Source organism: Franconibacter helveticus LMG 23732 (assembly GCF_000463115.2).
Classification (GTDB): domain Bacteria; phylum Pseudomonadota; class Gammaproteobacteria; order Enterobacterales; family Enterobacteriaceae; genus Franconibacter; species Franconibacter helveticus.
This window is the reverse complement of the sequence record NZ_AWFX01000038.1, coordinates 1-26,068: the sequence shown is the minus strand read 5'-3', so window position 1 is coordinate 26,068 and position 26,068 is coordinate 1. Positions and strand designations below refer to the sequence as shown.

23 protein-coding genes and 1 riboswitch are annotated in these 26,068 nt (G+C 57.2%); of the genes, 18 read left to right on the top strand and 5 right to left on the bottom strand.

Annotated elements, in window-relative coordinates:
• The first annotated feature begins 2 nt into the window (after positions 1–2).
• From DW56_RS09135 to DW56_RS09120, 4 genes are all read left to right on the top strand, one after another.
• Positions 3–431 carry a hypothetical protein gene (locus tag DW56_RS09135; RefSeq protein WP_024554335.1) on the top strand — a complete coding sequence of 143 codons (429 nt, stop codon included), beginning with the start codon at positions 3–5 and terminating at the stop codon, positions 429–431.
• A 98-nt stretch (positions 432–529) separates the two neighbouring features.
• Complete coding sequence (locus DW56_RS09130; protein ID WP_024554336.1) at positions 530–1,156, top strand: hypothetical protein; 627 nt, start codon at positions 530–532, stop codon at positions 1,154–1,156.
• Positions 1,143–1,529 carry a CDI toxin immunity protein gene (locus DW56_RS09125; RefSeq protein ID WP_024554337.1) on the top strand — a complete coding sequence of 129 codons (387 nt, stop codon included), beginning with the start codon at positions 1,143–1,145 and terminating at the stop codon, positions 1,527–1,529. The genes DW56_RS09130 and DW56_RS09125 overlap by 14 nt, the downstream gene beginning before the upstream one ends.
• Positions 1,530–1,861: 332 nt before the next feature.
• Positions 1,862–2,335: a hypothetical protein gene (locus DW56_RS09120; protein ID WP_024554338.1), complete on the top strand. Its 474-nt coding sequence runs from the start codon at positions 1,862–1,864 to the stop codon at positions 2,333–2,335.
• 34 nt (positions 2,336–2,369) lie between these two features.
• Here the strand turns inward: DW56_RS09120 and DW56_RS09115 are convergent, their stop codons facing one another.
• The gene (locus DW56_RS09115) at positions 2,370–2,657 is read right to left on the bottom strand and encodes an Rdx family protein (protein ID WP_024554339.1); all 288 of its coding nucleotides are present in this window, start codon (positions 2,655–2,657) and stop codon (positions 2,370–2,372) included.
• Positions 2,658–2,878: 221 nt separating this feature from the next.
• On the opposite strand from DW56_RS09115, the gene DW56_RS09110 reads away from it, so the two are divergent.
• The 5 genes from DW56_RS09110 to DW56_RS09090 all read left to right on the top strand — a co-directional run bounded on the left by DW56_RS09110 (position 2,879) and on the right by DW56_RS09090 (position 8,947).
• Positions 2,879–5,251 (top strand): TonB-dependent receptor domain-containing protein, encoded by a 2,373-nt coding sequence (locus DW56_RS09110; protein ID WP_024554340.1) that lies wholly within the window; start codon positions 2,879–2,881, stop codon positions 5,249–5,251.
• Between the two features lie 73 nt (positions 5,252–5,324).
• The gene (locus DW56_RS09105; RefSeq protein WP_029589767.1) at positions 5,325–6,377 is read left to right on the top strand and encodes a hemin-degrading factor; all 1,053 of its coding nucleotides are present in this window, start codon (positions 5,325–5,327) and stop codon (positions 6,375–6,377) included.
• Positions 6,378–6,388: 11 nt separating this feature from the next.
• The gene (locus DW56_RS09100) at positions 6,389–7,189 is read left to right on the top strand and encodes a heme/hemin ABC transporter substrate-binding protein (protein WP_024553377.1); all 801 of its coding nucleotides are present in this window, start codon (positions 6,389–6,391) and stop codon (positions 7,187–7,189) included.
• Positions 7,189–8,175, top strand: a complete 987-nt coding sequence (locus tag DW56_RS09095; RefSeq protein WP_024553378.1) for a FecCD family ABC transporter permease — start codon at positions 7,189–7,191, stop codon at positions 8,173–8,175. Before DW56_RS09100 ends, DW56_RS09095 begins: the two co-directional genes overlap by 1 nt.
• Positions 8,168–8,947: a heme ABC transporter ATP-binding protein gene (locus DW56_RS09090; protein ID WP_024553379.1), complete on the top strand. Its 780-nt coding sequence runs from the start codon at positions 8,168–8,170 to the stop codon at positions 8,945–8,947. The genes DW56_RS09095 and DW56_RS09090 overlap by 8 nt, the downstream gene beginning before the upstream one ends.
• Before the next feature lie 71 nt (positions 8,948–9,018).
• Here DW56_RS09090 and ppc read toward each other — a convergent pair whose 3' ends face one another.
• Together ppc and argE are read right to left on the bottom strand one after the other, a co-directional pair.
• Entirely contained in the window at positions 9,019–11,670 is a 2,652-nt protein-coding gene (gene ppc / locus DW56_RS09085; RefSeq protein ID WP_024553380.1) for a phosphoenolpyruvate carboxylase, read from the bottom strand.
• A gap of 343 nt (positions 11,671–12,013) precedes the next feature.
• Positions 12,014–13,165 carry an acetylornithine deacetylase gene (gene argE, locus DW56_RS09080; RefSeq protein WP_024553381.1) on the bottom strand — a complete coding sequence of 384 codons (1,152 nt, stop codon included), beginning with the start codon at positions 13,163–13,165 and terminating at the stop codon, positions 12,014–12,016.
• Between the two features lie 180 nt (positions 13,166–13,345).
• Here argE and argC point away from each other — a divergent pair, with 180 nt between their 5' ends.
• From argC to oxyR, 5 genes are all read left to right on the top strand, one after another.
• Complete coding sequence (gene argC / locus DW56_RS09075) at positions 13,346–14,350, top strand: N-acetyl-gamma-glutamyl-phosphate reductase (protein WP_024553382.1); 1,005 nt, start codon at positions 13,346–13,348, stop codon at positions 14,348–14,350.
• Positions 14,351–14,366: 16 nt separating this feature from the next.
• On the top strand, positions 14,367–15,143 hold the full coding sequence (argB, locus tag DW56_RS09070) for an acetylglutamate kinase (protein WP_110877517.1): 777 nt from the start codon (positions 14,367–14,369) through the stop codon (positions 15,141–15,143).
• 27 nt (positions 15,144–15,170) lie between these two features.
• On the top strand, positions 15,171–16,388 hold the full coding sequence (locus DW56_RS09065; protein WP_024553384.1) for an argininosuccinate synthase: 1,218 nt from the start codon (positions 15,171–15,173) through the stop codon (positions 16,386–16,388).
• 84 nt (positions 16,389–16,472) lie between these two features.
• On the top strand, positions 16,473–17,846 hold the full coding sequence (gene argH / locus DW56_RS09060) for an argininosuccinate lyase (RefSeq protein ID WP_024553385.1): 1,374 nt from the start codon (positions 16,473–16,475) through the stop codon (positions 17,844–17,846).
• Positions 17,847–18,129: 283 nt separating this feature from the next.
• A complete protein-coding gene (gene oxyR, locus DW56_RS09055) occupies positions 18,130–19,047 on the top strand; it encodes a DNA-binding transcriptional regulator OxyR (protein WP_024553386.1) in 918 nt (305 codons plus the stop codon).
• Here oxyR and sthA read toward each other — a convergent pair.
• Positions 19,030–20,430, bottom strand: coding sequence for a Si-specific NAD(P)(+) transhydrogenase (gene sthA, locus DW56_RS09050; protein WP_024553387.1), 1,401 nt, complete (start codon positions 20,428–20,430; stop codon positions 19,030–19,032). The two genes, oxyR and sthA, sit on opposite strands and share 18 nt — an antisense overlap.
• Positions 20,431–20,625: 195 nt before the next feature.
• Between sthA and fabR the strand changes: the two genes are divergently transcribed.
• Positions 20,626–21,264 (top strand): HTH-type transcriptional repressor FabR, encoded by a 639-nt coding sequence (gene fabR / locus DW56_RS09045; RefSeq protein WP_035889805.1) that lies wholly within the window; start codon positions 20,626–20,628, stop codon positions 21,262–21,264.
• Positions 21,265–21,274: 10 nt separating this feature from the next.
• Positions 21,275–21,634 carry a YijD family membrane protein gene (locus DW56_RS09040; RefSeq protein ID WP_024553389.1) on the top strand — a complete coding sequence of 120 codons (360 nt, stop codon included), beginning with the start codon at positions 21,275–21,277 and terminating at the stop codon, positions 21,632–21,634.
• Positions 21,635–21,660: 26 nt separating this feature from the next.
• Here DW56_RS09040 and trmA read toward each other — a convergent pair whose 3' ends face one another.
• A complete protein-coding gene (gene trmA, locus DW56_RS09035) occupies positions 21,661–22,761 on the bottom strand; it encodes a tRNA (uridine(54)-C5)-methyltransferase TrmA (protein ID WP_024553390.1) in 1,101 nt (366 codons plus the stop codon).
• Positions 22,762–22,879: 118 nt separating this feature from the next.
• A riboswitch (cobalamin riboswitch) is annotated at positions 22,880–23,062 on the top strand.
• Positions 23,063–23,131: 69 nt separating this feature from the next.
• On the opposite strand from trmA, the gene btuB reads away from it, so the two are divergent.
• The gene (btuB, locus tag DW56_RS09030; RefSeq protein ID WP_024553391.1) at positions 23,132–24,976 is read left to right on the top strand and encodes a TonB-dependent vitamin B12 receptor BtuB; all 1,845 of its coding nucleotides are present in this window, start codon (positions 23,132–23,134) and stop codon (positions 24,974–24,976) included.
• Positions 24,921–25,772, top strand: coding sequence for a glutamate racemase (murI, locus tag DW56_RS09025; RefSeq protein ID WP_035889804.1), 852 nt, complete (start codon positions 24,921–24,923; stop codon positions 25,770–25,772). The genes btuB and murI overlap by 56 nt, the downstream gene beginning before the upstream one ends.
• Positions 25,773–26,068: the final 296 nt, after the last annotated feature.

Below are 26,068 nucleotides of genomic sequence, written 5' to 3'. Positions count from 1 at the left end.
GTATGTTCGTTGGTGAGTCTTTGAAAGATTTCAGATATCGCTCTTTTTATATAGATCGAGAGTTAATTTGTAGGACAATAGTATTTTTTTTACAAACCTCGCTTTCTGGTTGGGTGTCATTAACTATTGGTGAAGGTACTATAACGCTTTCACTTGAAGATTCAGAGCCTCTTCTTCTGGATCTTGCTGATATTGACGATGAATTTGCTTACCCAGTACAAGCCGCTGATGAATTAGCTCGTTATGTCGGGCAGAAAATAATCGATATTTATGAATATAGAATTAGGGGGATTGAAGACGGGAGTGTAGGTGTCTATTTTGAATGCGAGGAAGGTGGGTTTAGTATTTTAGAAAACGAGGGTTGCTTGTGTGTATCTCATGGGATATGTAAAGCCGACGAGGATGTTATTCTGACTAAACTAAAAGGGTAGCATTGATGTTTATATCGAGAAGATAAAACGGATGCGTGGCTTTGTACGTGGTTGGTCACCCTGCGCTTCCTCTGACGTGTTTAATAAAGAGAGCAAACATGAGCGTTTTTAAGCCGGACCGGGCGCCAGGATTTGGCACAATCTACACATGGTTCGCGATGGATCGACGGGGGCGAATAGCTTTTATGCTTAACAACTGCTTTGGCGATTTACCTAGGGCCTTGCTACGTATTGATAACGTTGAAGCGCTGCTTGACAGTATGAGTGAGTTCGTCTGGGAAGAGTCATCTGATTATTCAACGTACCCCGCTGATAAAGGCGGTGATTTTACGGTGGATTTATTTTCTGCATGGCGTTTCAGGGATAATCTCAATAAAGAATATATTATAAATAAATTAAAAAATGAGTGGTCAGAATCAGGAAAATACAGCGATGCTAACCTGGCAATCAATAAAGGGTTATTTATTTACTGGGGAGTGGAAGGCTCTTCCCCGGGGCAGGACTATCCTTTCGGATATGAAGGTGAAACGAAAATGGGCGATTATTTCAGGTATATAGTTCCCACAAAATTTGCTTCGGTTGACGATTTCCCGCCAGCACTTCGCAGTGGTATCGCCGTATCCCGCACCCTTGATTTCACGGTTGATCGGGTACTGGATAACGATAAAATTAATGATTATTTCCCGGCAGTTTTTTCTCCTGGCTTACCCGATGACACTCTTTGAAGAATGCAAAGCCGCGCTGAAGGCTGACTTCCACATCGTTGAAGGGGTGCAGGCAAAAGCGGCTGTCAACATCCTTTCAGGCTACCTTTCGCCACATGGCGGCGTGGCATGGTCTGAAATGGATCATGCCGATCACGAGAGTCTGGATGCGCTCCTCCGTTCCGGCGTTCTTGATGACCAGCCGGTTTTTGTGCTGGCGGATGATGCGGATATTCCCGTTTTCAAAACCCGTTTAACGCTGATCGCGGAAAATATCGATGACGTGACGGCGTTATGCCCCGTTTTATATATTTTCAATGAAGCGATTATTCTCCAGCCGTTATTTCCGACCGGGAAAATACGCGCAGGAAATAAACCGCCCCCCCTCCGTTAACTTATCGATAAATATTATCGGGCCAAACTCCGAATTTCCCCGCCCCATATTGCCTGTACAAATTTACAGCCGTAATCTGCTCCCGCGTCTGCAAAATCAGACGCCGGGATTGGCGTCCTGAACCAGAATGAAGGCGATACAAAGGCCACTGCGGCCTCTGTGTCATAGCCCGTTGCTACTCTTTTTCAGGGTATACTCCCATGGCGGCTCGGGCAGGGGAACCGCAAGGTTCGCCAGTAAGCCTTCTACTGGTACGCCAACCCTGCTCGGGCCACCACCTGAAGTTGGCGTTTCTGGCGGTGGCAATCAGTCACGATCAGAAGGCAATTATCATGACCCAACATATCTTCACCCTGAACGATATCTTCCGCACCACCCCCTGGAACCCGCTGGTCTACGGCGAACTGCGCAGCGAAAAGCACGACTATGTCGACTTCGCGCAGACCCTTGAAGTGCTCTCCGACCTGCTTATCGACACTAAAAACAGCGCCGAACGGCCCGCGGTCTGCCGCGCTATCGGGGCGTATCTCCACGCGCTGGAAAAACAACTGCAAGCGCCGCTCTCCCTGGCGCATCAGGAAGCGCTGACCACCGATTCGCTGCCGCCCTTACCGGATGCGCCCTTCGCGCCGGGTGAGGAGTTGCTGCGCGAATACTGCGTCGCGCTCAATACCCTCCTGCTTGATAACAGGCTTGAAGAGAGCATGGCGAAAACCCTGACGGGGCTGCTGTACGAGCTGCTGGGTTATCTGGTGGAAGAGCTCACCACCCCCTGCTTTTTACGCGGCGACGAGCAGACGCACTGAGCCATAATCCCCGGCAGGGCAGGCCTGCCGGAATTTACTCGCCTTTTTTCTCGTTATGCCCGAGCGCTTTTTCCGGAAAGCAGTAATCGCGTACGCGGCGCTTAAGCTCCGCCGCTTCCGGGAACCCGCCGTCCCGTTTTCTCTCCCAGATAACCTCGCCGTCAATATCAATACGGAAAATGCCGCCGGTGCCAGGCACCAGCGTTACCGAGCCGATGTCGGTGCTGAAGGTATGAAGGATTTCCTGCGCCATCCAGCTGGCGCGCAGCATCCAGTTGCACTGGCTGCAATAGTGAAGAGTAATGGCCGGTTTGCTCTGCATCGCGTCTTACCATCAAGGGGGTTAAACCACCGATAGTACCCAACATTCTGAGCCGATCGTGAAGAAATTGTGAAGTTGTTGCAAATGATAAACACTCTCATTACTATTTGCGAACAGAACGATAAGGACGGTCAGGGTTGTCGAACGCGACGACCTGAAACGTCCGTGATCCGGAAGCGAAGTGTGAGTCCATACTAATAATACAAAGGCTTACCAAGACTATGCATGTAACGATATCTTCCCACGGACGGTTCAGGAAGAGCATCCTGGCAACTTCACTGCTCGCAGCAATGTATCAGGCCACCGCAGGAGCGGCTGATACGGTATCTGACCCCACTCGCACCACCGACGCCGCCGCCGACGGCGCTGAAAGCATGATTGTCACCGCGCCCGCGCCGGAACGGAAAGCGGGCAGCGCGCATACCATCAGCGCGCAGGATCTGCAAAACAAAGGGGCCAATAACTTTGGCTCAGTGATGCGCTATGAACCGCTTATCAGCGCGACGGGCGCAAGCGGCGGCTCCGGCAACGGCAAAAGCGGCTTCGACCGCGGCGGCTACACCGGCTACAACATCCGTGGGCTGGAGAGCAACCGCGTCGGCATCGACGTGGACGGCATTGCGCAGCCCGACGCCACCGGGCGCAGCTACGTCAGCCGCGCCGGGGTGAATACCTTTGGCATCGGCCGCGACTATATCGACCCGTACATGTACGGCAGCATCGATATCCAGCCGGGCGCCACCTCCACCGAAACCGCCAACACCGCCATCGGCGGCAACGTCTCCTTCCAGCCGAAATCGCCGGATGGCTACCTGCGCCCGGGCAAAACCACCTATTTCGGCTACCAGAGCGACTACGACTCTGCCGACCGCAGCCTGCACAACGGCATTACCGCGGCAGGCGGCGATGACACCCTGCGCGGCATTCTGGTTTACAGCCGCCGCGACGGCCAGCAGACGCGCAACAACAGCGGCACGGTAGACGCTTACCCGGCGAACTGGCACTCCGACGCCATTCTTGCGTCCGGCATCTGGCAGCCGGTTGAGGCGCACAAACTCACCGGCACCGTGGACTACTACCACAAAACCAACCACACCCATTACGACGCGTGGAACAACAGCGGCAGCGCCATTCTGGGCGACGCGAACCAGACCAGCCAGACCCGCCGCTGGGGCGTGAGCCTGAAGGATGACTGGACGCCGATGAATAGCTGGCTCGACAGCATGTCCACGAAAGTCTACTACCAGCACACCGAAGCGCATGACTGGACCTCTATGCCGGACAGCATCACCGCCGCCATGCAGACGGTCTACTCTGACTTCGACACCGACACCTGGGGCATCCAGAACGCGATGACGAAAACCCTGGGCCGCCACGACCTGAGCGCCGGTTTTAACGCCAGCACCACCAAAACCGAGCGCCCGTTCAGCCAGTCGCCGACGCCGGACGCGTTCAGCGAAATCATGCAGCCGGAAGCGGACAGCCGCAGCTATACGCTTGGCGCTTACGTGCAGGATCAGATGAATTTCGATCTCGCGGATCGTAACTTCGCGATCGTTCCCGGCGTGCGCGTGGTGCATCAATCCGCCAGACCGAAAAACCTTTCCAGCCTGACGACCAACAGCACGGTGCTGGACGAGTCTGAAGTGAGCAAGCTCTATGGCGAAAACTCAGATACTCAGTGGCTGCCTTCGCTGGCGCTGCAATATGAACTCACCCCGCGCCTGATGACCTACCTGCAATACAAGCGCGGCGCGCAGTTCCCCAACGCCAGCCAGCTTTACGGCTCCTGGAACCTCGGCTCCAGCTACGCGGGCAGGGCGCAGTACGCGCTTATCGGCAACACCGATCTGAAAACCGAAACCAGCGACAACCTGGAATGGGGCATGAAAGGCGAAGTGGCGCAGGGCGTGACGCTTCGCACCGCGCTCTTCTACAACAGCTACAAAAACTTTATCGCTTACACCCGCTACACCCGCGCGGGCAACCCCGATAAGTTCGCTAACGTGCCGTCCAACATCTACACCACTTACCAGGCGGAAAACCGCGATAAAGCGTACATCTACGGCGGCGAAATCAGCGCGAAGTTTAATTTCGGCAGCTGGTTCGAGCAGGTGGACGGCCTGAGCGCCACGCTAGCGTACGGCTACGCCGAAGGGCAGTCCAAATCGCGCTATATGGGCGATAAATACATCGACCTCGACAGCGTGGCGCCGATGAAGCTGATTGCCGGCGTCGCCTGGGATGACCCGGCAAAACGTTACGGCACGGCGTTGACGGCGACGTTCGTAAAAGGCAAACGCGCTGAAGCTTCCAGCCGCGAAACCTACAGCAACAACGGCGCTGCCATCGCCGACGCCAGCAACAGCTATATGCGCGTGCCGGGCTACGGCATGCTCGACTGGACAGCTTACTGGCAGGTGGCGAAACACGTTCGCCTGAACGGCGGCGTTTATAACATCACTGACCGTAAATACTGGGATTACCTCAGCAGCCGCAACATTGAAGAAGTCACTAACCAGGATGCTTACGATAAAGCGCTGGCGGTGATGCCGGGCCGCACGTGGCAGCTCGGCGTGAACGTTGATTTCTGATAAGGCGACGTCGCCACTTTACCTGCGCCCCGGCTCTGGCCGGGGATGTTTAGCGAATGGAAGGAAGTAAAAGATGAGTGTTTCCTTACAAGAACCGGTTTCCGTCTGGCAAAAGTATCAGACCTTTAAAGCTCAGAACCCGGGCAAATATGCCCGTGACATCGCCGCGGAGTTTGGCATCAGCGAAGCGGAATTACCCTTCGCCCGCCTCGGGCACGACGCTGTGCGCCTGCATGACGATGCGCGGGCTATTCTCGCGGCGCTGGAAGCGGCAGGCGAAACCAAATGCATCTGCCGCAATGAGTATGCGGTGCATGAGCAGACAGGCAGTTTCACTAATCAGCACCTCAGCGGCCACGCCGGGCTGGTGCTCAACCCGCGGGCGCTGGATCTGCGCCTGTTTATGAGCCAGTGGGCAAGCGCCTTTCACCTGCGGGAGAAAAACGAGCGCGGCGAGCGCCAGAGCATTCAGTTTTTTGATCGCCAGGGCGACGCCATCCTGAAAGTTTACGCCACGCCGCAAACGGATATGGCCGCCTGGGAAACGCTGGCGGCGCGTTTTGTCGCGCAAGATGCGCAGCCGCTCAACATCCAGCCTGCGGAGCCGCAGACATACGCGGACACGGCCGACCACGACAGGCTGGAGCAGGAATGGCGGGCGATGACCAACGTTCACCAGTTCTTCGGCATTCTGAAAAACCATAATCTGTCGCGTCCGCAGGCGTTCCGCCTCGTGAGCGACGACCTGGCGCGCCGCGTCACCAATAACGCGCTGGCGCAATTGCTGGAGACGGTGCAGCGGGACGGCAATGAAATCATGGTTTTTGTTGGCAACCGCGGCTGCGTGCAGATCTTCACCGGCACGCTTGAGAAAGTGGCGCCGATGAAAGGCTGGCTTAACGTTTTCAACAAAGCGTTCACGCTGCACCTGCGTGAAGGCGATATCGCCGAAAGCTGGGTCACCCGCAAACCAACCGAAGACGGCCACGTCACAAGCCTTGAGCTTTTCGCTAAAGACGGCACGCAAATCGCCCAGCTTTACGGCCAGCGTATGGAAGGGCAGCCCGAGCAGGCGCAGTGGCGCGCGCAGCTTGACGCCCTGGCGGCGCAAGGGAGCGCGGCGTGAAAAAACTCATCATGCTGATAGCCGCGCTGCCGCTGATGGCCGGGGCGGCGTCCCGCGTTGTGACGCTTGGCGGCGATGTGACCGAAATCGCCTGGGCGCTGGGCGCAGGCCCGCAACTGGTGGCGCGCGACAGCACCAGCACCTGGCCGCAACAGGCGCAGGCGCTGCCGGACGTCGGCTATCTGCGCCAGCTTAACGCCGAAGGCATTCTCTCGCTGCGCCCGGATCTGGTGCTGAGCAGCGCGCAGGCCGAGCCTTCGCTGGTGTTGCAGAAAGTTCGCGATAACCACGTCAAGGTGGTGAAGGTGCCGGAGGGCTACACGCTTTCGACAATCAGCGAGAAGGTAACGGTGATTGCCGACGCGCTGGGCAAACCCACGCAGGGCGAAGCATTAAGCCAGAAACTGCGCGATGAACTGGCTTTGCTGCCAGCCACGCCGCTTAACAAACGGGTGCTGTTTATCTTAAGCCATGGCGGCATGGGGTCGATGGCCGCCGGACAAAAGACGGCGGCAGACGGCGCAATCCGCGCCGCAGGCCTGCAAAATGCCATGCAGGGCTTTGACCATTATCGGGCGCTTTCGCAGGAAGGCGTGGTGGCGAGCAAGCCAGAGCTGGTGGTGATTTCCGCTGACGGGGTGAAGGCGATGGGCGGCGAAGCGAACCTGTGGAAGCTGCCGGGGCTTGCGCAGACGCCCGCCGGGCGCAACCGGCAGGTGCTGCTGGTGGACGATATGGCGCTGCTGGGCTTTGGCCTGCGCACGCCCGCGGCGGTGAAAGCGCTGCGCGACAAAGCAGAGCAACTGCCCTGATGAGCCGCGCCGTCTGCCGCAATCTCTGGCTGCTTGGCCTGCTGCTGGCGGCGCTGACGCTGCTGGCGACCACCTTCGGCGCAATGCGCATATCGCTCACGGGCCTCTGGGCGGATGAGTGGCTTCGCCAGATCTGGCTCACCATTCGTCTGCCCCGCGTGCTGCTGGCGCTTCTGGTGGGGGCTTCGCTGGCGCTCGCCGGGTGCGTCATGCAGGGGTTGTTCCGCAATCCGCTGGCGGACCCGGGGCTGCTTGGCATCAGCAGCGGCGCGGCGCTGGCCGTGGCGTTCTGGCTGGTGCTGCCGCTGTCGCTGCCCGCCATCATCATGCTTTATGCGCCGATGCTGGCGGCCTTTCTCGGCAGCCTTGCGGTGATGGTGGTGATTTTTATGTTGAGCCGCGCTGGCGACGCCACGCTTTCACGGCTGCTGCTGGTGGGGATTGCGATAAACGCGCTGTGCGGCGCGGCGGTCGGCGTGCTCTCCTGGATAAGCAGCGACGCCCAGTTGCGCCAGCTTTCGCTGTGGGGCATGGGCAGCCTTGGGCAGGCGCAGTGGTCGACGCTGCTTGTCGCCGCAACGCTCATGTTGCCTTCCGCTATCGTCGTCTGGCGCGTGAGCGCGCAGCTTAATCTGCTGCAACTGGGCGATGAAGAGGCGCACTACCTGGGGGTGAATGTTCGTGCGCTCCAGCGTTTGTTGTTGTTATGCAGCGCGCTGCTGGTCGCCTCGTCAGTGGCGGTAAGCGGCGTTATCGGTTTTATCGGCCTGGTGGTGCCGCACCTGATGCGGCTGTGGCTGGGGCCGGATCACCGTGGGCTGGCGCCCGCGTCGCTGCTGGCGGGCGCTATTTTGCTGCTGATTGCAGACACGCTCGCCCGCACGCTGGTCTCGCCCGCCGAAATGCCGGTGGGGCTGCTGACCAGCCTGCTGGGCGCGCCGTGGTTCCTGTGGCTTATTTTCCGCCAGGAGAAAACGCGTGGATGAAAAACTAACGGCGCAGACGCTGCGCCTGACGGCAGGCGGGCGCCGGGTGATTGACGATATTTCCCTGACCTTAACGCCAGGCGAAATGGTGGCGCTGATAGGGCCGAACGGCGCAGGAAAATCAACGCTGCTGCGTTTGCTTACGGGGTTTTTATCGCCGGAGCAGGGCAGTTGCGAGCTGGGCGGCCAGCCGCTTAACCTGTGGCCCGCGCAGGCGCTTTCGCGTCGACGCGCCGTTATGCTGCAACAAACGCAGCTGCGGTTTCACTGGCCGGTGGAAGAGGTGATCGCCATGGGCCGCGCGCCATGGGGAAAAAGCGCGGAGCGGGAGAGTATCCGAAGCGTAATGGCGCTGACCGGCTGCGACGAGCTGGCGGGGCGAAGTTATGCCGCGCTTTCCGGCGGCGAACAGCAGCGGGTGCAGCTCGCCCGTAGCCTGGCGCAGCTTTGGGGAGAGGAGGGGCCGCAGGGCTGGCTGTTTCTCGACGAGCCCACCTCGGCGCTGGATCTCTATCATCAGCAGCAGCTTTTACGCCTGCTGAAAAAGCTGACGCAGCGGGGAAAACTGCACGTCTGCGTGGTGCTGCACGATCTCAATCTGGCGGCGCTATGGGCAGATCGGATCCTGCTGCTGCATCAGGGCAGCCTGGTGGCGCAGGGTACGCCGCAGGAAGTGATTCAGGCGGATATCATCGAAAAATGGTACAAAGCGGAAGTCTGGGTGGATAACCACCCGACCGCCGCCGCCCCGCATCTGTTTTTGCGGGGGTGAAGACAGTGCGCATAAATGAAGAATAAAAAAATCCCCGCATCAGGCGGGGATTGGTTTTTTGACGTCAGCGCTTAACCGGTGTTACGCATGCCTGCCGCAACGCCGGCAATGGTGACCATCAGCGCCTGTTCAACGCACGGGTCCGCCTCTTTGCCCTGTTCTTCCGCCAGGCGCGAGCGGTGCAGCAGTTCGGCCTGAAGCACGTTCAGCGGGTCGGTGTAAATGTTACGCAACTGGATGGACTCGGCAATCCAGGGCAGGTCCGCCATCAGGTGTGAATCGTTGGCGATATCGAGCACCACTTTGATATCCGCTTCCAGCAGTTCGCGCAGCTCTTTGCCGAGCGCCCAGAGTTCTTTCTTCACCAGACGCTGGTCGTAGTAGTCCGCCAGCCACAGGTCCGCTTTGGAGTAAACCATCTCCAGCATGCCGAGGCGGGTGGAGAAGAACGGCCAGTCGCGACACATGGTTTCCAGTTCGCTCTGTTTGCCGTCTTCCACCACTTTTTGCAGCGCCGCGCCCGCGCCAAGCCAGGCGGGGAGCATCAGGCGGTTCTGCGTCCAGGCGAAGATCCACGGAATGGCGCGCAGCGACTCCACGCCGCCAGTCGGGCGACGCTTCGCCGGGCGGGAGCCGAGCGGCAGCTTGCCAAGCTCCTGTTCCGGGGTGGCGGAGCGGAAATAGGGAACGAAGTCTTTGTTTTCGCGCACGTAGCCGCGATACATGTCGCAGGAGATGACCGACAGCTCGTCCATAATCTGGCGCCACGCCGCTTTCGGCTCCGGCGGCGGCAACAGGTTTGCTTCCAGAATCGCGCTGGTATACAGCGAAAGGCTGCTGATGGTGACTTCCGGCAAACCATATTTAAAGCGGATCATCTCGCCCTGTTCGGTGACGCGCAGGCCGCCTTTCAGGCTGCCCGGCGGCTGGGAAAGCAGCGCGGCGTGAGCAGGCGCGCCGCCGCGGCCGATAGAACCGCCGCGACCGTGGAACAGGGTGAGCGCAATGCCCGCTTTTTCACAGGTTTTGATCAGCGCATCCTGCGCCTGGTACTGCGCCCAGGACGCGGCCATCACGCCCGCATCTTTCGCGGAGTCAGAATAGCCAATCATCACCATCTGCTTGCCCTGAATAAAGCCGCGATACCAGTCGATATTCAGCAACTGGGTCATTACGTCATTGGCGTTATTCAGGTCGTCGAGCGTTTCAAACAGCGGCGCGACAGGCAGCGCAAAGCCGATGCCCGCTTCTTTCAGCAGCAGGTGAACCGCCAGCACGTCGGACGGCGTCTTCGCCATTGAAATCACGTAGGCGGCGACGGAGCCGCGCGGCGCTTCGGCAATCACGCGGCAGGTGTCGAGCACTTCACGCGTCTCTTCGCTCGGCTCCCACTGGCGCGGCAGCAGCGGACGTTTGGAATTCAGTTCGCGGATGAGGAACGCCTGTTTGTCGGCTTCCGACCAGCTTTCATAATCGCCAATGCCGAGGTAACGCGTCAGTTCGCCCAGCGCTTCGGTATGGCGGGTGCTCTCCTGGCGTATATCAATGCGCACCAGCGGCACGCCGAAACTCTTCACGCGGCGCAGCGTGTCGAGCAGTTCGCCGTTAGCGATGATGCCCATACCGCATGCCACCAGCGACTGGTAACAGGCGTAAAGCGGGTCCCATAGCTGTTCGTTCTGGGTGAGCAGCCCCTGCGGCTTCGGCAGCTTCTGGCCTTTCAGGCGCGCTTCCAGCCAGGCTTGCGTCGCCAGGAGCTGCGCGCGCAGCCCTTTCAGCAGATAGCGGTAAGGCTCCTGCGCCCCTTCTGCGCCGACCAGGTCGCGCAGTTCGTCCGTGCATTCCACCATGGAGAGTTCGGAGATCAGCACCTGAATATCTTTCAGGAACAGATCGGTTGCTTTCCAGCGGCTCAACAGCAGCACGTGGCGGGAGATATCCGCGGTGACGTTCGGGTTGCCGTCGCGGTCGCCGCCCATCCAGGAGGTAAATCGCACCGGGACAAAATCCACCGGCAGCGTGTAGCCCAGATTCGCCTCAAGCTGTTCATTCAGCTCGCGCAGATAGCTCGGCACCCCTTCCCACAAGCTGTTTTCCACTACCGCGAAGCCCCATTTGGCTTCATCCACCGGGCTTGGGCGATGCTTACGAATTTCATCGGTATGCCAGGACTGGGCAATCAGCTGGCGCAGGCGGCGCATAATCTGGTTGCGTTCGTAGTCGGCGATGTCTTTGTGATCGAGCTGCTTTAAGCAGTTGTTCACCTCGACCATTTTGTGAATAAGCGTACGGCGGGTAATTTCGGTCGGGTGAGCGGTCAGCACCAGCTCAAGCGAAAGCGACTCCACCGCCTGCTTAATCGCGGCTTCGTTGATGTCTGGCTGATCTTTGAGTTTACGCAGCGTGCGGGCGATAACTTCCGGGTTGCTGGCCGCCTCGCCCTTCGGCGAAATACTGTGGTACTGCTCGGCAGTGTTGGCAAGATTGAGGAACTGGCTGAACGCGCGGGCGACGGGCAACAGCTCGTCATTGGATAAGTTTTGCAGCGTGGTTAACAGTTCCTGGCGATCGGCCTCGTTGCCGGCGCGGGAAGATTTTGACAGTTTGCGGATGGTCTCCACCCGGTCAAGGATGTTCTCTCCCAGCGCACCCTTAATGGTATCCCCGAGCAACTTGCCGAGCATACTGACGTTACTTCGCAAAGCGGAATATTGTTCGTTCATTTAACCCAGACACCCCATCTCACCTGTAAAAGTCCTGCATCTTTCAAGCCGCAGCGGCGTTGGCTGCGCTCGCCCATCCGGGTCACTTATTTCAGTAAGCTCCCCGGAATGTGCTCGCTTGCCGCCTTGCTGCGACCCGACATCTTCGGACTAAGCCTCTTTGTTGTCTTTTATAAAGCCACGGCAGAACCCGTTCGTCAATTGCTGCGAAATCGCTTCAGCAAGCGCGTAAATATGAGCAATTTACGAAATTTAATTCACAGAAGAGCAGATAAGCTTTTCTTATGGAATTTGCCCAATTAGCAGAATAAAAAGGGGGCGAATGCCCCCATACGCACAACTTTTAATGCCAGCAAAAATGATGCACAACCTGCGTAATTAATTCGCGGGTCGGCTTGATAAAGCGCGTTTCCAGAAATTCGTCCGGCTGATGCGCCTGGTTAATGGAGCCAGGACCGAGCACAAGCGTCGGGCAGAGCGTCTGGATAAATGGCGCTTCGGTGCAGTAGTTCACCACGTCGGTTTGCGCGCCGAGCAGCTTTTCCACCACCTGCACCAGCTGATGGTCAGGCGGGCATTCGTAGCCAGGAATGGGCGGGTGCAGCTCCGCCACGTTGATGCGGCCCGGCCAGCGCAGGCTTACCGGCTCCAGCGCGTCGTTTAGCAGGCCGTTTAAATCGTCCAGCGTCATGCCCGGCAGCGGACGGATATCCATATGCAGCTCGCAGCAGGCGCAGATGCGGTTAGCCGCGTCGCCGCCGTGAATATGCCCCAGGTTGAGCGTCGGATAAGGCACGGTGAAAGCATCGTAGTGATAACGCGCCTTGAGGTTATCGCGCAGCGCCATGATATGGGTGATGGCTTCATGCATCAGTTCGATGGCGTTAACGCCGCGCGCCGGGTCGCTGGAGTGGCCCGACTGCCCCAGCACGCGAATCGCGCTGGAAATATGGCCTTTATGCGCGCGTACCGGCTGCAACGAGGTCGGTTCGCCGATAATGGCGCAATCGGGGCGAAGCGCGGTGGTTTCGGCGAAATAGCGCGCGCCCGCCATCGTCGTTTCTTCATCGGCGGTCGCCAGAATGTAGAGCGGCTTTTTCAGTTGCGTGACGTCCACATCCCGCAGCGCATCTAGGATAAAGGCGAAAAAGCCTTTCATGTCGGCGGTGCCGAGGCCGTAAAGCTTATTGTCATGTTCGGTGAGGGTAAACGGGTCGCGCGTCCAGCGTCCGTCGTCGAACGGCACGGTATCGGTATGGCCCGCCAGCAACAGGCCGCCTGCGCCGTTCCCGGTGCTGGCGAGCAGATTAAATTTGTTGCGCGTGCCTGGCACCGGCTGCACTTCCACATTGAACCCCAGTTCGCGAAACCATCCCGCCAGCAGATTGATTAAAGACTCATTGCTCTGATCCAGCGCAGCGTCGGTGGCGCTGATGGACGGCGTGGCGATCAACGCACGGTAAATCTCGATAAATGGCGGTAATTTCGTTTTCACTGTTGACATACCTTAGGTCGGATAGTATCAATATTCATGCAATATTAGTGAATAAAAATACATTAACGTTGAGCGTAAGGGAACCGCAGGGTTCCGGTCATGCGAACCACGCTCGCGAACATGGCTAAGGCCTGCGGCCAACGCCTTAAGCAAATGACGGTAAGAAGGTAAACAGCCCCGATGTTGAACACGCTGATTGTTGGCGCCAGTGGTTATGCCGGCGCAGAGCTCGCGACCTACGTGAATCGCCATCCGCATATGAACATAACCGCTTTGACGGTCTCAGCGCAAAGCAATGATGCAGGAAAATTGCTCTCTGATTTGCATCCTCAGCTTAAGGGTATTCTTGACCTGCCGCTGCAACCGATGTCAGACATCAGCGCGTTCACAAAGGACCTGGACGTGGTGTTTCTCGCCACCGCCCATGAGGTAAGCCATGATTTAGCGCCGCAGTTTCTGGCGGCGGGCTGCGTGGTGTTCGACCTCTCCGGCGCGTATCGCGTTAACGATGCGGCCTTCTACGAAAAATTTTACGGCTTCACGCATCAACATCCGGATCTGCTGGAGCAGGCGGTTTACGGCCTCGCCGAGTGGAACGTGGAAAAGCTGAAAGAGGCGAAGCTTGTGGCGGTGCCGGGGTGTTATCCGACCGCCGCGCAGCTTGCTCTGAAGCCGCTTATTGAAAATGACCTGCTGGCTCTCAGCCAGTGGCCGGTTATCAACGCCACCAGCGGCGTGAGCGGAGCAGGGCGCAAGGCCGCCATTTCCAACAGTTTTTGCGAAGTGAGCCTGCAACCTTACGGCCTGTTCAACCATCGCCATCATCCGGAAATCACGCGTCATCTGGAAGCGGATGTGATTTTCACCCCGCATCTGGGCAGCTTCCCGCGCGGCATTCTGGAAACGATCACCTGCCGTTTGAAGCCGGGCGTAACCCAGGCGCAGGTGGCGGACGCGTTCCAGCAGGCTTATGCGAACAAACCGCTGGTGCGTCTGTATGAGAAAGGCGTGCCGGCGCTGAAAAATGTGGTGGGCCTGCCGTTCTGTGATATCGGCTTCGCCATGCAGGATGAGCACCTTATCGTGGTGGCGGCCGAAGACAACCTGCTGAAAGGCGCGTCGGCGCAGGCGATGCAGTGCGCGAATATTCGCTTTGGTTTTACTGAAACGCAGTCTCTTATTTAACCGACAGTCAGGTGAGATGATGAACCCGTTAATTATCAAGTTAGGTGGCGTGTTGCTGGATAGCGAAGAGGCGCTGGAGCGTCTGTTTACCGCGCTGGTGAACTATCGCGAGTCCCATCAGCGTCCGCTGGTCATCGTTCACGGCGGCGGCTGCGTGGTGGACGAGCTGATGAAAAAGCTCAACCTGCCGGTGCAGAAAAAGAATGGCCTGCGCGTCACGCCCGCTGACCAGATAGACATTATCACCGGCGCGCTGGCGGGCTCCGCCAACAAAACGCTGCTCGCCTGGTCGAAAAAACATGCTATTCCCGCCGTCGGGCTTTACCTGGGCGATGGCGACAGCGTTAAGGTCACGCAGCTTGATGAAGCGCTGGGCCACGTAGGCCAGGCGCAGCCGGGCTCGCCGAAACTCATCAACACGCTGCTGGATGCAGGTTTTCTGCCGGTAGTGAGCTCTATCGGCGTGACGGAAGCGGGCGAGCTGATGAACGTCAACGCCGACCAGGCGGCGACGGCGCTGGCGGCAACGCTTGGCGCGGATCTGATCTTACTCTCTGACGTCAGCGGCATTCTGGACGGCAAAGGCCAGCGCATCGCTGAGATGACCGCCGCCAAAGCCGAGCAGCTTATCGCCCAGGGCATTATTACCGACGGCATGATTGTAAAAGTTCACGCCGCGCTGGATGCCGCCCGCACGCTGGGCCGCCCGGTGGATATCGCCTCCTGGCGCCATGCTGAACAGTTGCCCTCTTTATTTAACGGGGTAGCCATCGGCACCCGTATTCTTGCGTAAGTAAAAGCATTCTGAAGGAAAATGAAAATGCAAAATCACGGCATCAAAAAAGTTGTTCTCGCCTACTCCGGCGGCCTGGATACCTCCGCCATCATTCCATGGCTGAAAGAGAACTATGAAGGCTGCGAAGTGGTCGCCTGCGTGGTGGATATCGGCCAGGATCGTGACGACCTGAAAGGCGTTGAACAAAAAGCCCTGCGCTCCGGCGCCTCTGAATGCTACGTCGTCGATGCGCGTGAAGAGTTCATCAAAGATTACGTTTACCCGGTACTGCAAACCGGCGCGCTGTATGAAGGCAGCTATCTGCTGGGCACCTCCATGGCGCGTCCGCTGATTGCGAAAGCGCTGGTGGATGTGGCGAATAAAGTCGGCGCGGACGCGCTGTGCCATGGCGCCACCGGTAAAGGCAACGACCAGGTGCGTTTTGAATCCGCCTGGGCGGCGCTGGCGCCGAACCTGAAAGTTATCGCCCCGTGGCGTGAATGGAACCTGCGTTCCCGTGAAGCGCTGCTGGACTACCTGAAAGAGCGTGACATCCCGACGACCGCCACGCTTGAGAAGATCTACAGCCGCGACGAAAACGCCTGGCACATCTCCACCGAAGGCGGCGTGCTGGAAAGCCCGTGGAACGCGCCGAATAAAGATTGCTGGGTCTGGACTGTCGATCCGCTGGAAGCGCCGGATCAGCCAGAGCAGGTCACGGTAACGGTCGAACAAGGCAAAGTGGTGGCGGTTAACGGCGAACACCTCTCTCCGTTCCAGTGTCTGGAAGTGCTGAACAAGATTGGCGCGAAGCACGGCGTGGGCCGTATCGACATCGTGGAAAACCGTCTGGTGGGCATTAAATCCCGCGGCTGTTACGAAACCCCGGGCGGCACCATCATGATGGCGGCGCTGCGTGGCGTTGAGCAGTTAGTGCTGGACCGCGACAGCTTCAAATGGCGCGAGCAGGTGGGCCTGGAGATGTCTTACGTGGTGTATGACGGCCGCTGGTTCGCCCCGCTGCGTCAGTCCTTGCAGGCGGCGGCGGAATCCCTGGCCGAGCAGGTAAACGGCGAAGTGGTGCTGCAACTCTATAAAGGCCAGGTGACGGCTATCCAGAAGAAATCGCCGAACAGCCTCTATAACGAAGAGTTTGCCACCTTCGGCGAAGACGATGTTTACGACCACAGCCACGCGGGCGGCTTTATCCGTCTGTTCTCGCTCTCTTCTCGCATTCGCGCGCTGAACGAGCAGAAAAAGTAATCAGGCTTAACGCAGACGGCGGGCGGCGCGGATGTCGCCCGCCAGTAAAAATATTATCAAGACAGGAATTTACGGAGCGTAACTATGGCACTTTGGGGCGGACGTTTTACTCAGGCAGCGGATCAGCGTTTTAAACAGTTTAACGACTCCTTACGCTTTGATTACCGACTGGCTGAGCAAGACATCATCGGGTCGGTGGCCTGGTCCAAAGCGCTGGTGACGGTAGGCGTCCTGTCAGGCGCAGAACAGCAGCAGCTGGAAGAAGCGCTGTCGGTGCTGCTGGAAGAGGTGCGGGAAAACCCGCAGGCGATCCTGGAAAGCGACGCCGAAGATATCCACAGCTGGGTGGAAGGCAAACTGATTGATAAAGTCGGCGCGCTCGGCAAAAAACTGCACACCGGACGCAGCCGTAATGACCAGGTAGCGACCGATCTCAAGCTCTGGTGTAAAGAGCAGGTTGGCGAGCTGCTGGCGGCTAACCGTCAGTTGCAGAGCGCGCTGGTGGCGACGGCGGAAAATAACCAGGACGCGGTGATGCCGGGCTATACCCATCTTCAGCGCGCCCAGCCTGTGACTTTCGCTCACTGGTGCCTGGCTTATGTTGAAATGCTCGCCCGTGACGAGAGCCGTTTGCAGGATACGCTTAAGCGTCTGGACGTCAGCCCGCTGGGCAGCGGGGCGCTTGCAGGCACCGCTTACGACATCGACCGCGAACAGCTTGCGGGCTGGCTCGGCTTTGCGTCAGCAACGCGCAACAGCCTGGACAGCGTATCTGACCGCGACCATGTGCTGGAACTGCTCTCCGATGCCTCTATCGGCATGGTGCACCTTTCGCGCTTTGCCGAAGATCTTATCTTCTTTAACTCCGGCGAAGCGGGTTTTGTCGAGCTTTCCGACCGCGTGACCTCCGGCTCCTCTTTAATGCCGCAGAAGAAAAACCCGGATGCGCTGGAGCTTATCCGCGGCAAGTGCGGCCGCGTGCAGGGCGCGCTTACGGGCATGATGATGACGCTTAAGGGGCTGCCGCTCGCGTATAACAAGGATATGCAGGAAGACAAAGAAGGGCTGTTCGACGCGCTTGATACCTGGCTTGACTGCCTGCACATGGCGACGCTGGTGCTGGATGGCATTCAGGTGAAACGCCCGCGCTGCCAGGAAGCGGCGCAGCAGGGCTATGCGAATGCGACGGAACTGGCGGATTACCTGGTCGCTAAAGGCGTGCCGTTTCGCGAAGCGCACCACATTGTTGGCGAAGCGGTGGTCGAAGCGATTCGTCAGGGTAAAGCGCTGGAAGCGCTCGCGCTCGACGATCTGCAACAATTCAGTGCTGTAATCGGTGAGGATGTTTACCCTCTTCTGTCGTTGCAGTCTTGCCTGGATAAGCGCGCCGCGAAAGGCGGCGTTTCGCCGGTGCAGGTGAAGCTTGCAATCGACGCGGCGAAACAACGGCTGGCTTAACGTAACTTTTGCTTTGCTCCTCTCAGCCTGGCCTTGCCGCCAGGCTTTTTTTCGCCTTTCGACAGGCAAAAAAAAAGCGGACATCAAGTCCGCTAAAAGTTCACGTTGGCTTTAGTTATTCAGGTCAGAGAGATTCTCTGCCGACGGGGTCCTGACTTAAGGGGTCAGTTAGTCAGGTGCCCTGTCGCTGGAGTCTATTATTGGCGTTTGCGCTTGATAGGGATAATCGTTCGTTGCTATGATATCTATCGCCATGAACTATCGTGGCGGCGGAGGAGGATTAATGAATATTCGTGATCTTGAATACCTGGTGGCGTTGGCCGAACACCGGCATTTTCGCCGCGCGGCGGATGCTTGCCATGTCAGCCAACCTACGTTGAGCGGGCAGATCCGCAAGCTGGAAGACGAACTTGGCGTGATGCTGCTGGAACGCACCAGCCGCAAAGTGCTCTTTACCCAGGCGGGGCTGCTGCTGGTTGACCAGGCGCGTACCGTACTGCGCGAAGTTAAAGTGCTTAAAGAGATGGCGAGCCAGCAGGGGGAAGCGATGTCCGGCCCGCTGCATATCGGCCTGATCCCAACCATCAGCCCTTATCTGCTGCCGCTGGTGATCCCCATGCTGCATCAGACATTCCCCAAACTTGAAATGTACCTGCATGAAGCGCAAACGCATCAGCTGCTGGCGCAACTCGACAGCGGCAAGCTTGACTGCGCTATTCTGGCGCTGGTGAAAGAGAGCGAGTCTTTTATCGAGGTGCCGCTGTTTGACGAGCCGATGATGCTGGCGGTGTATGAGGATCACCCGTGGGCGAACCGCGACCGCGTGCCGATGGGCGAGCTGGCCGGTGAAAAACTGCTGATGCTGGAAGATGGGCACTGTCTGCGCGATCAGGCGATGGGCTTCTGCTTTGAAGCGGGCGCCGACGAAGACACCCATTTCCGGGCCACCAGTCTGGAAACGCTGCGCAACATGGTTGCCGCAGGCAGCGGCATTACTTTGCTGCCATCGCTTGCTGTGCCGCCAGAACGTCATCGTGACGGCGTGGTTTACCTGCCCTGCATTAAGCCGGAGCCGAAACGCACCATCGGTCTGGTTTATCGTCCTGGCTCTCCGCTGCGCAGCCGCTATGAGCAGCTGGCGGAGGCCATCCGTAAACAGATGGACGGCCATTTCGACGCGTCGTTAAAACAGGCGGTTTAAGCCATTCAGCGCTGCTACCCGATAAGCTTCGGCCATTGTCGGGTAGTTAAAGGTGGTGTTAACGAAGTACTCAATGGTGTTGCCGCCGCCTTTTTGCTCCATTATCGCCTGGCCGATATGAATAATTTCGGCCGCGCGCTCGCCAAAGCAGTGAATGCCGAGGATCTCTTTCGTTTCGCGATGAAAGAGGATCTTCAGCGTGCCGATATTCATGCCGATTATCTGCGCCCGCGCCAGGTGCTTGAACTGGGCGCGCCCCACCTCGTACGGCACTTTCATCGCCGTTAATTGCTGCTCGGTTTTACCCACCGAACTGATTTCCGGGATGGTGTAAATACCGGTAGGAATGTCTTCCACCAGATGCGCGGAAGCTTCGCCTTTTATCATCGCCTGCGCGGCAATGCGACCCTGGTCGTAAGCGGCGGAGGCGAGGCTGGGATAGCCGATAACGTCGCCCACGGCGTAGATATGCGGCAGCGCGGTCTGATACATGCTGTTCACTTTCAGCAGCCCGCGGCTGTCCACATCAAGCCCGATATTCTGCAACGCCAGCGAATCGGTATTGCCGGTGCGGCCGTTAGCGTAAAGCAGGCAGTCGGCCTTCACTTTCTTACCGGATTTCAGGTGCACGATAACCCCGTCGTCCACCCCTTCGATTTTCTCGTACTCTTCGTTGTGGCGAATCACCACGCCGTTATTCCAGAAGTGATAGGAGAGCGAGTCCGACATTTCCTGGTCAAGAAACGCCAGCAGGCGGTCGCGGGTGTTGATAAGGTCAACTTTCACGTTCATGCCGCGAAAGATAGAAGCGTATTCGCAGCCGATAACGCCAGCGCCATAAATAATCACGTGGCGCGGCTCGTGATGCATGCTGAGGATAGAATCGCTGTCGTAAATGCGGGAATGAGTAAAATCCACATCTGCCGGGTGATAAGGACGAGAGCCGCAGGCGATAACAAACTTTTCAGCGGTCAGCGTTTCTACCGAGCCGTCCGGGCAGGCCAGCGCGAGGGTGTGATCGTCAACGAAATGGGCGTCGCCCTGCAAAATGGTGCAGCGGTTGCGCTCATAAAAGCCCTGCCGCATGTTGGTTTGCTGATTAATGACGTTGTCGGCGTGGTTAAGGATATCAGCGAAGGAGGTGCGGAGGGGGCGGGAGTGGCCGCTGTACAGAGGGTTCTGGTTGAACTCAATAATGCGGCTGACAGCATGGCGCAACGCCTTTGACGGGATAGTGCCCCAGTGGGTGCAACCGCCGCCGACATTATGGTAACGCTCGACTACCGCTATCCGCGCTCCCTGCTTAACCAGTCCCATCGCGGCGCCTTCGCCGCCGGGGCCGGAACCAATCACTATTGCGTCATAATCGTAGGTCTGTGGCATGGTAAGGCTTACCTTATTCTTATACATAAAAACAACAGAATAGTAACATCTCTGTGCGGTTAACCCAATTATCACGCGGTTATTTCCCTCTTAACGGGAGCCAGCGCGCGTAAACAATCATTCACAATCCAGTATAAACCCGGTAATTTTGATCTCTGGTATAGTGCCGTTTCAACAGGAAGGATTCAGGCAAACGTGATGGGTGTAAGAGCGCAACAGAAAGAACGAACCCGGCGATCGTTAGTGGAAGCCGCGTTCAGCCAGCTTAGTGCTGAAAGAAGTTTTGCCAGCCTGAGCCTGCGCGAAGTCGCGCGTGAGGCGGGTATTGCGCCTACTTCGTTTTACCGTCATTTCCGCGATGTGGATGAACTGGGTCTGACGATGGTGGATGAGAGCGGGCTGATGCTGCGCCAGTTGATGCGCCAGGCGCGCCAGCGCATCGCCAAAGGCGGCAGCGTTATTCGCACTTCTGTCTCCACCTTTATGGAATTTATCGGCAATAACCCTAACGCGTTTCGCCTGCTTTTACGGGAACGCTCCGGCACCTCGGCGGCGTTTCGCGCGGCGGTGGCGCGGGAAATCCAGCATTTTATCGCGGAACTTGCCGACTATCTGGAGCTCGAAAGCGCTATGCCGCGCAGTTTTACCGAAGCCCAGGCGGAAGCGATGGTGACTATCGTTTTCAGCGCCGGGGCTGAGGCGCTCGACGTCGGGCCGGAACAGCGCAGGCAATTAGAAGAGCGGCTGGTATTGCAACTGCGGATGATCTCCAAAGGCGCGTATTACTGGTATCGCCGTGAACAAGAAAAGATGTTGCATCACGCTGAAAAATAAAGGACAGACAATGAAAACCTCCTCGCAAGAAAAAGGTACGCTGCTGCTGGCGCTGTTAGCCGGCCTTTCGATTAACGGCACCTTCGCAGCGCTGTTCAGCTCTATCGTTCCTTTCTCTCTTTTTCCGATTATCTCGCTGGTGCTGACGGTGTACTGCCTGCATCAGCGTTACCAGAACCGCACCATGCCGGTGGGTCTGCCGGGCCTTGCCGCCGCCTGTTTTATACTGGGCGTACTGCTTTACAGCGCCGTTGTGCGCGCGGAATACCCGGAGATTGGCTCCAACTTCCTGCCGTCGGTACTTTCTGTGGTGCTGCTGTTCTGGATTGGCTTTCGTCTGCGTCGTCGTAAGGCGCGTTACGACGAATAAAAAAGGGCGCTGCGGCGCCCTTTTTGTTATCGGCGCGTTAACAGCACGCCGCATTCCATGTGATGGGTGTAAGGGAACTGGTCGAACAGCGCCAGACGCTCGACGGTATGGGTTTGCGACAATGTTTCCAGATTTTCGCACAGGGTTTGCGGATTGCAGGAAATATAAAGAATACGCGGATAAGCCTGCACCATTTTCACCGTATCGGCATCCAGCCCGCTGCGCGGCGGATCGACAAAAATCGTCTCGCAGTTATAGCTTTTCAGGTCGATGCCTTTCAGGCGGTTAAATTCACGCACGCCGTTCATAGCCTGAGTAAATTCTTCTGCCGACATGCGGATAATCTGCACGTTATCGATATGATTGGCTTCGATGTTGTACTGGGCGGCAGCCACTGACGGCTTGGCGATTTCTGTCGCCAGCACGCGCTCAAAATTGCGCGCCAGCGCCAGCGAGAAGTTGCCATTGCCGCAGTAGAGTTCGAGCAGGTCGCCGCAGGCGTTTTGCGTTACCGCCAGCGCCCATTCCAGCATCTGAATATTCATCGCCGCGTTAGGCTGGGTGAAGCTGTTCTCTACCTGGCGGTAGACCATCTCTTTTCCCGCCACCGGCAGACGCTCGTCAATGTAATCCTGATCAAGCTCGATTTTGGTTTTGGTGGCGCGGCCAATCAGGTGAACATCAAACCCGTTTGCACGCAGCGCGTCACGCAACGCCGTCGCTTGCTCTTGCCAGGCTTCATCCAGTTTGCGGTGATAAAGCAAAGAGACCACCGCCTGGTTGCTCATCGTCGTCAGATAATCAATCTGGAACAGCTTGTGGCGCAGCGCAGGGGTATCGCGTACGCCGTCAATAATAGCGGGCATCAGCGCGTTGATAAGCTTGCTCGCCGCCGGGAAGCTGTTCACACGGATACGCTGGCGCGTCTCCTGGTCAAAAATAATGTGGTAGAGGTCATCGCCATCGTGCCAGACGCGGAACTCGGCGCGCATGCGATAGTGGCTCACCGGCGAGCGAAACACCTCCGGCGCCGGCGCGTTAAAAGGGGCCATCATGTCTTGCAGGCGTACCACTTTCTCGTCCAGTTGAGCGTCGTACCGTTCTGTCGGGAGGTGTTCGGGCGTCATTATGCTTCCTGATTGATATCGATTTACGCGGGGATTGTAGGGAATGCAGGCGTGATGTCCAGCCCGGGACGAAGGTAAGCTGATATTAATAGCAGTCTGGACATCTATATGGTGCTGATTGTAGCATGCGCGTTCCGGTCTCCTTGAGTGAAAAGGGAATCCAGTGAAAAGCTGGAGCTGACGCGCAGCGGTAAAGACAGGCGGGATGATAGCGATTCGCAGACACTGCTTCTATAAGCGGGAAGTCATCATCCATTCCACGCCTCCAAGCCCGAAGACCTGCCGGAAATACGTCGCACTCTGCACGATCGTCGCGTTCTACCGATCGTGACTGCGGCATCCTTCGTATTAAGCGGATGCTTTGTTAATGATGATAAAAAAAATCTCGCTGCTGACGGCGTTTTCCGTCACGGCGTTTTCTGGCTGGGCGCAGGAAACAAGCCCGGATTCAATGGTAGTTACCGCAAACCGTTTTCAACAGCCTGTTAATACTGTGCTGGCGCCGACAGAAGTTGTGACGCGCGAGGATATTGAGCGCTGGCAGGCGAAGTCTTTGAGCGATGTAATGCGCCGCTTGCCGGGTGTTGATATCGCCCAGTACGGCGGCATGGGGCAAACTTCTTCAACTTTTATCCGCGGCACAGAAGCTAAACACACGCTGGTGCTGGTTGATGGCGTGCCGGTTGCGCGCTCCGGCATTTCCAATGACCCGGATCTCAATCAAATCCCTGTTTCGCTGGTTCAGCGTATTGAATATATTCGCGGCCCGCGTTCTGCCGTATATGGTTCCGGCGCGATTGGCGGTGTGATTAACATTATTACGCAAGCCAGCGACGCGAAATCGCAAATCAATGCCGGTTTCGGTTCCCGTCATTATCAGGAATATGACGGCGCGCTGCGGCAGCGCTTCGGCGATACTGTGGCGACCGTTGCCGGGGCATATAAAAGCACGAAAGGGTTCAACGTTCAGCCAGACTCCAGCTGGAGCCGCGACAGTGACCGCGATGGTTATCGCAATAAAACCTTCTGGGGCGGGCTTGAGCACAAATTCAATGACAACGTTGACGGCTTCTTTCGCGGCTATAGCTTTAGCAACAACACGGATTACGACCAGGGCGAATACGGCTATGACGCTGGCGGCGATAAACATCAGCTCTATAACCAGAACTGGGATGCCGGTCTTCGCTTCAATTCCGGTATCTATTCTTCCCAGTTAATTGCTAACTACCAGAAGATTAAAGATTACAACTACAGCAGCCTGTACGGTCGCTATGAAGATGGCACGACGCTTGACGACATGGAGCAGCGCTATATCCAGTGGGGTAATAACCTCATTGTCGGTCATGGCTCGGTAAGCGCAGGGGTGGACTGGAAGCAGGAGCGTCTGATTTCCTCCGATGACTATTCCCGCGACACCTACAAACGCGAAAATACCGGACTTTATCTCACCGGGCAGCAGCAGTTCGGCGATGTGACGCTGGAAGCCTCTGGTCGTGAGGATAAAGACGATGAGTTTGGCTGGCATGGCACCTGGCAGACAGCGGCAGGCTGGGAATTTGTCGAAGGCTATCGCGCCACAGTTTCTTATGGCACGGGTTTCCTGGCGCCTTCTTTAGGCCAGCAATATGGCGCTGAGCGCTTCGGCATTGCCTCTAACCCGGATCTTAAACCGGAGGAGTCTAAACAATGGGAGGCGGGGCTGGAGGGGCTGACAGGACCGCTGGACTGGCGCTTGTCTGCGTATCGCTACGAGATAGATAACCTCATCACTTATGATGATGATGCGTATTACAATATCAACTCAGCGACGATCAAAGGCGTGGAGTGGACCGGTAACGTCAATACGGGCATCTTCAGCCACCGCGTAACGTTGCAGTATATCGACCCGCGTGATGACGAAACGGACGAAGTATTGCCGCGTCGCTCTAAACGCCAGGCGAAATATCAACTGGACTGGACAATGTTTAATGTTGATATGGATATCGCATGGCAGTACTTCGGCAAACGCTACGATAACAGAAGCTCCAGTTACAATCCGGAGCAGCGCATATTGCCGAGCTACAGCACGGTGGATGTTTCTGCCTCTTATCCGCTGACCTCTCACCTCACAGTTCGTGGTAAAATAGCTAACCTGTTCGATAAAGATTACGAGACAGCTTATGGCTACCAAACTGCAGGACGGGAATACACCTTGTCTGGCAGCTACACCTTCTGACGCCCGGCCTACCGTGCTGGTTTTTGATTCCGGCGTCGGTGGGCTTTCCGTTTATGATGAAATCCGGCAGCTCTTGCCGGATCTTCATTATCTCTACGCCTTTGATAACGTGGCTTTCCCTTATGGCGAAAAGACCGAAGCGTTCATTGTTGAGCGCGTTGTGGAGATAGTCACGGCGGTTCAACAGCGTCATCCGCTGGCATTAGCCGTCATCGCCTGTAATACCGCCAGCACGGTTTCGCTGCCCGCGCTTCGTGAAAAATTCTCTTTTCCTGTGGTGGGCGTAGTGCCCGCGATCAAACCCGCTGCGCGTCTTACTGCGAATGGCGTGGTTGGGCTGCTTGCTACCCGCGCTACGGTGCGTCGTCCTTATACGCATGAACTCATCGCTCGTTTTGCTAATGAATGCCAGATAGAAATGCTTGGCTCGGCGGAGCTGGTGGAACTGGCTGAGGCGAAGCTGCATGGCGAAGCCGTCCCGCTTGATGCGCTGCGCCGTATTTTACGCCCGTGGCTGCGTATGCCGGAGCCGCCGGACACCGTCGTGCTGGGCTGCACCCATTTCCCTTTATTGCAGGAAGAGCTTTTGGCGGTGCTGCCAGAGGGTACGCGTCTGGTGGATTCCGGTTCGGCGATAGCGCGCAGAACAGCCTGGCTGCTTGAACATGAAGCGCCGGAGGCAAAATCTTCAGATGACAACATGGCTTATTGCATGGCGATAACAGAGGAAACTGAACAGTTGCGGCCAGTTCTTGAGCGATATGGCTTCAAAAAAGTTGAAAAACTGCCCATTTAATACGATTTTGCACAAAAAAAAGACGGTCAGAAAATTATTTGAAATTAGGGCTTGTCAGCGTCCGAGAACTCCCTATAATGCGCCTCCACTGACACGGCACAACGGCAAACACGCCGGCCTGACAGAAAGATTTAAAACAGGGTGAAGCGAAAATTAACGCTTGACTCTGAAGCGGGAAAGCGTAGTATACGCAACCCGCGCCGCTGAGAAAAAAGCAAAGCGGCACTGCTCTTTAACAATTTATCAGACAATCTGTGTGGGCACTCAGATGGACTGGATTCTTAACGTCGCAAGAC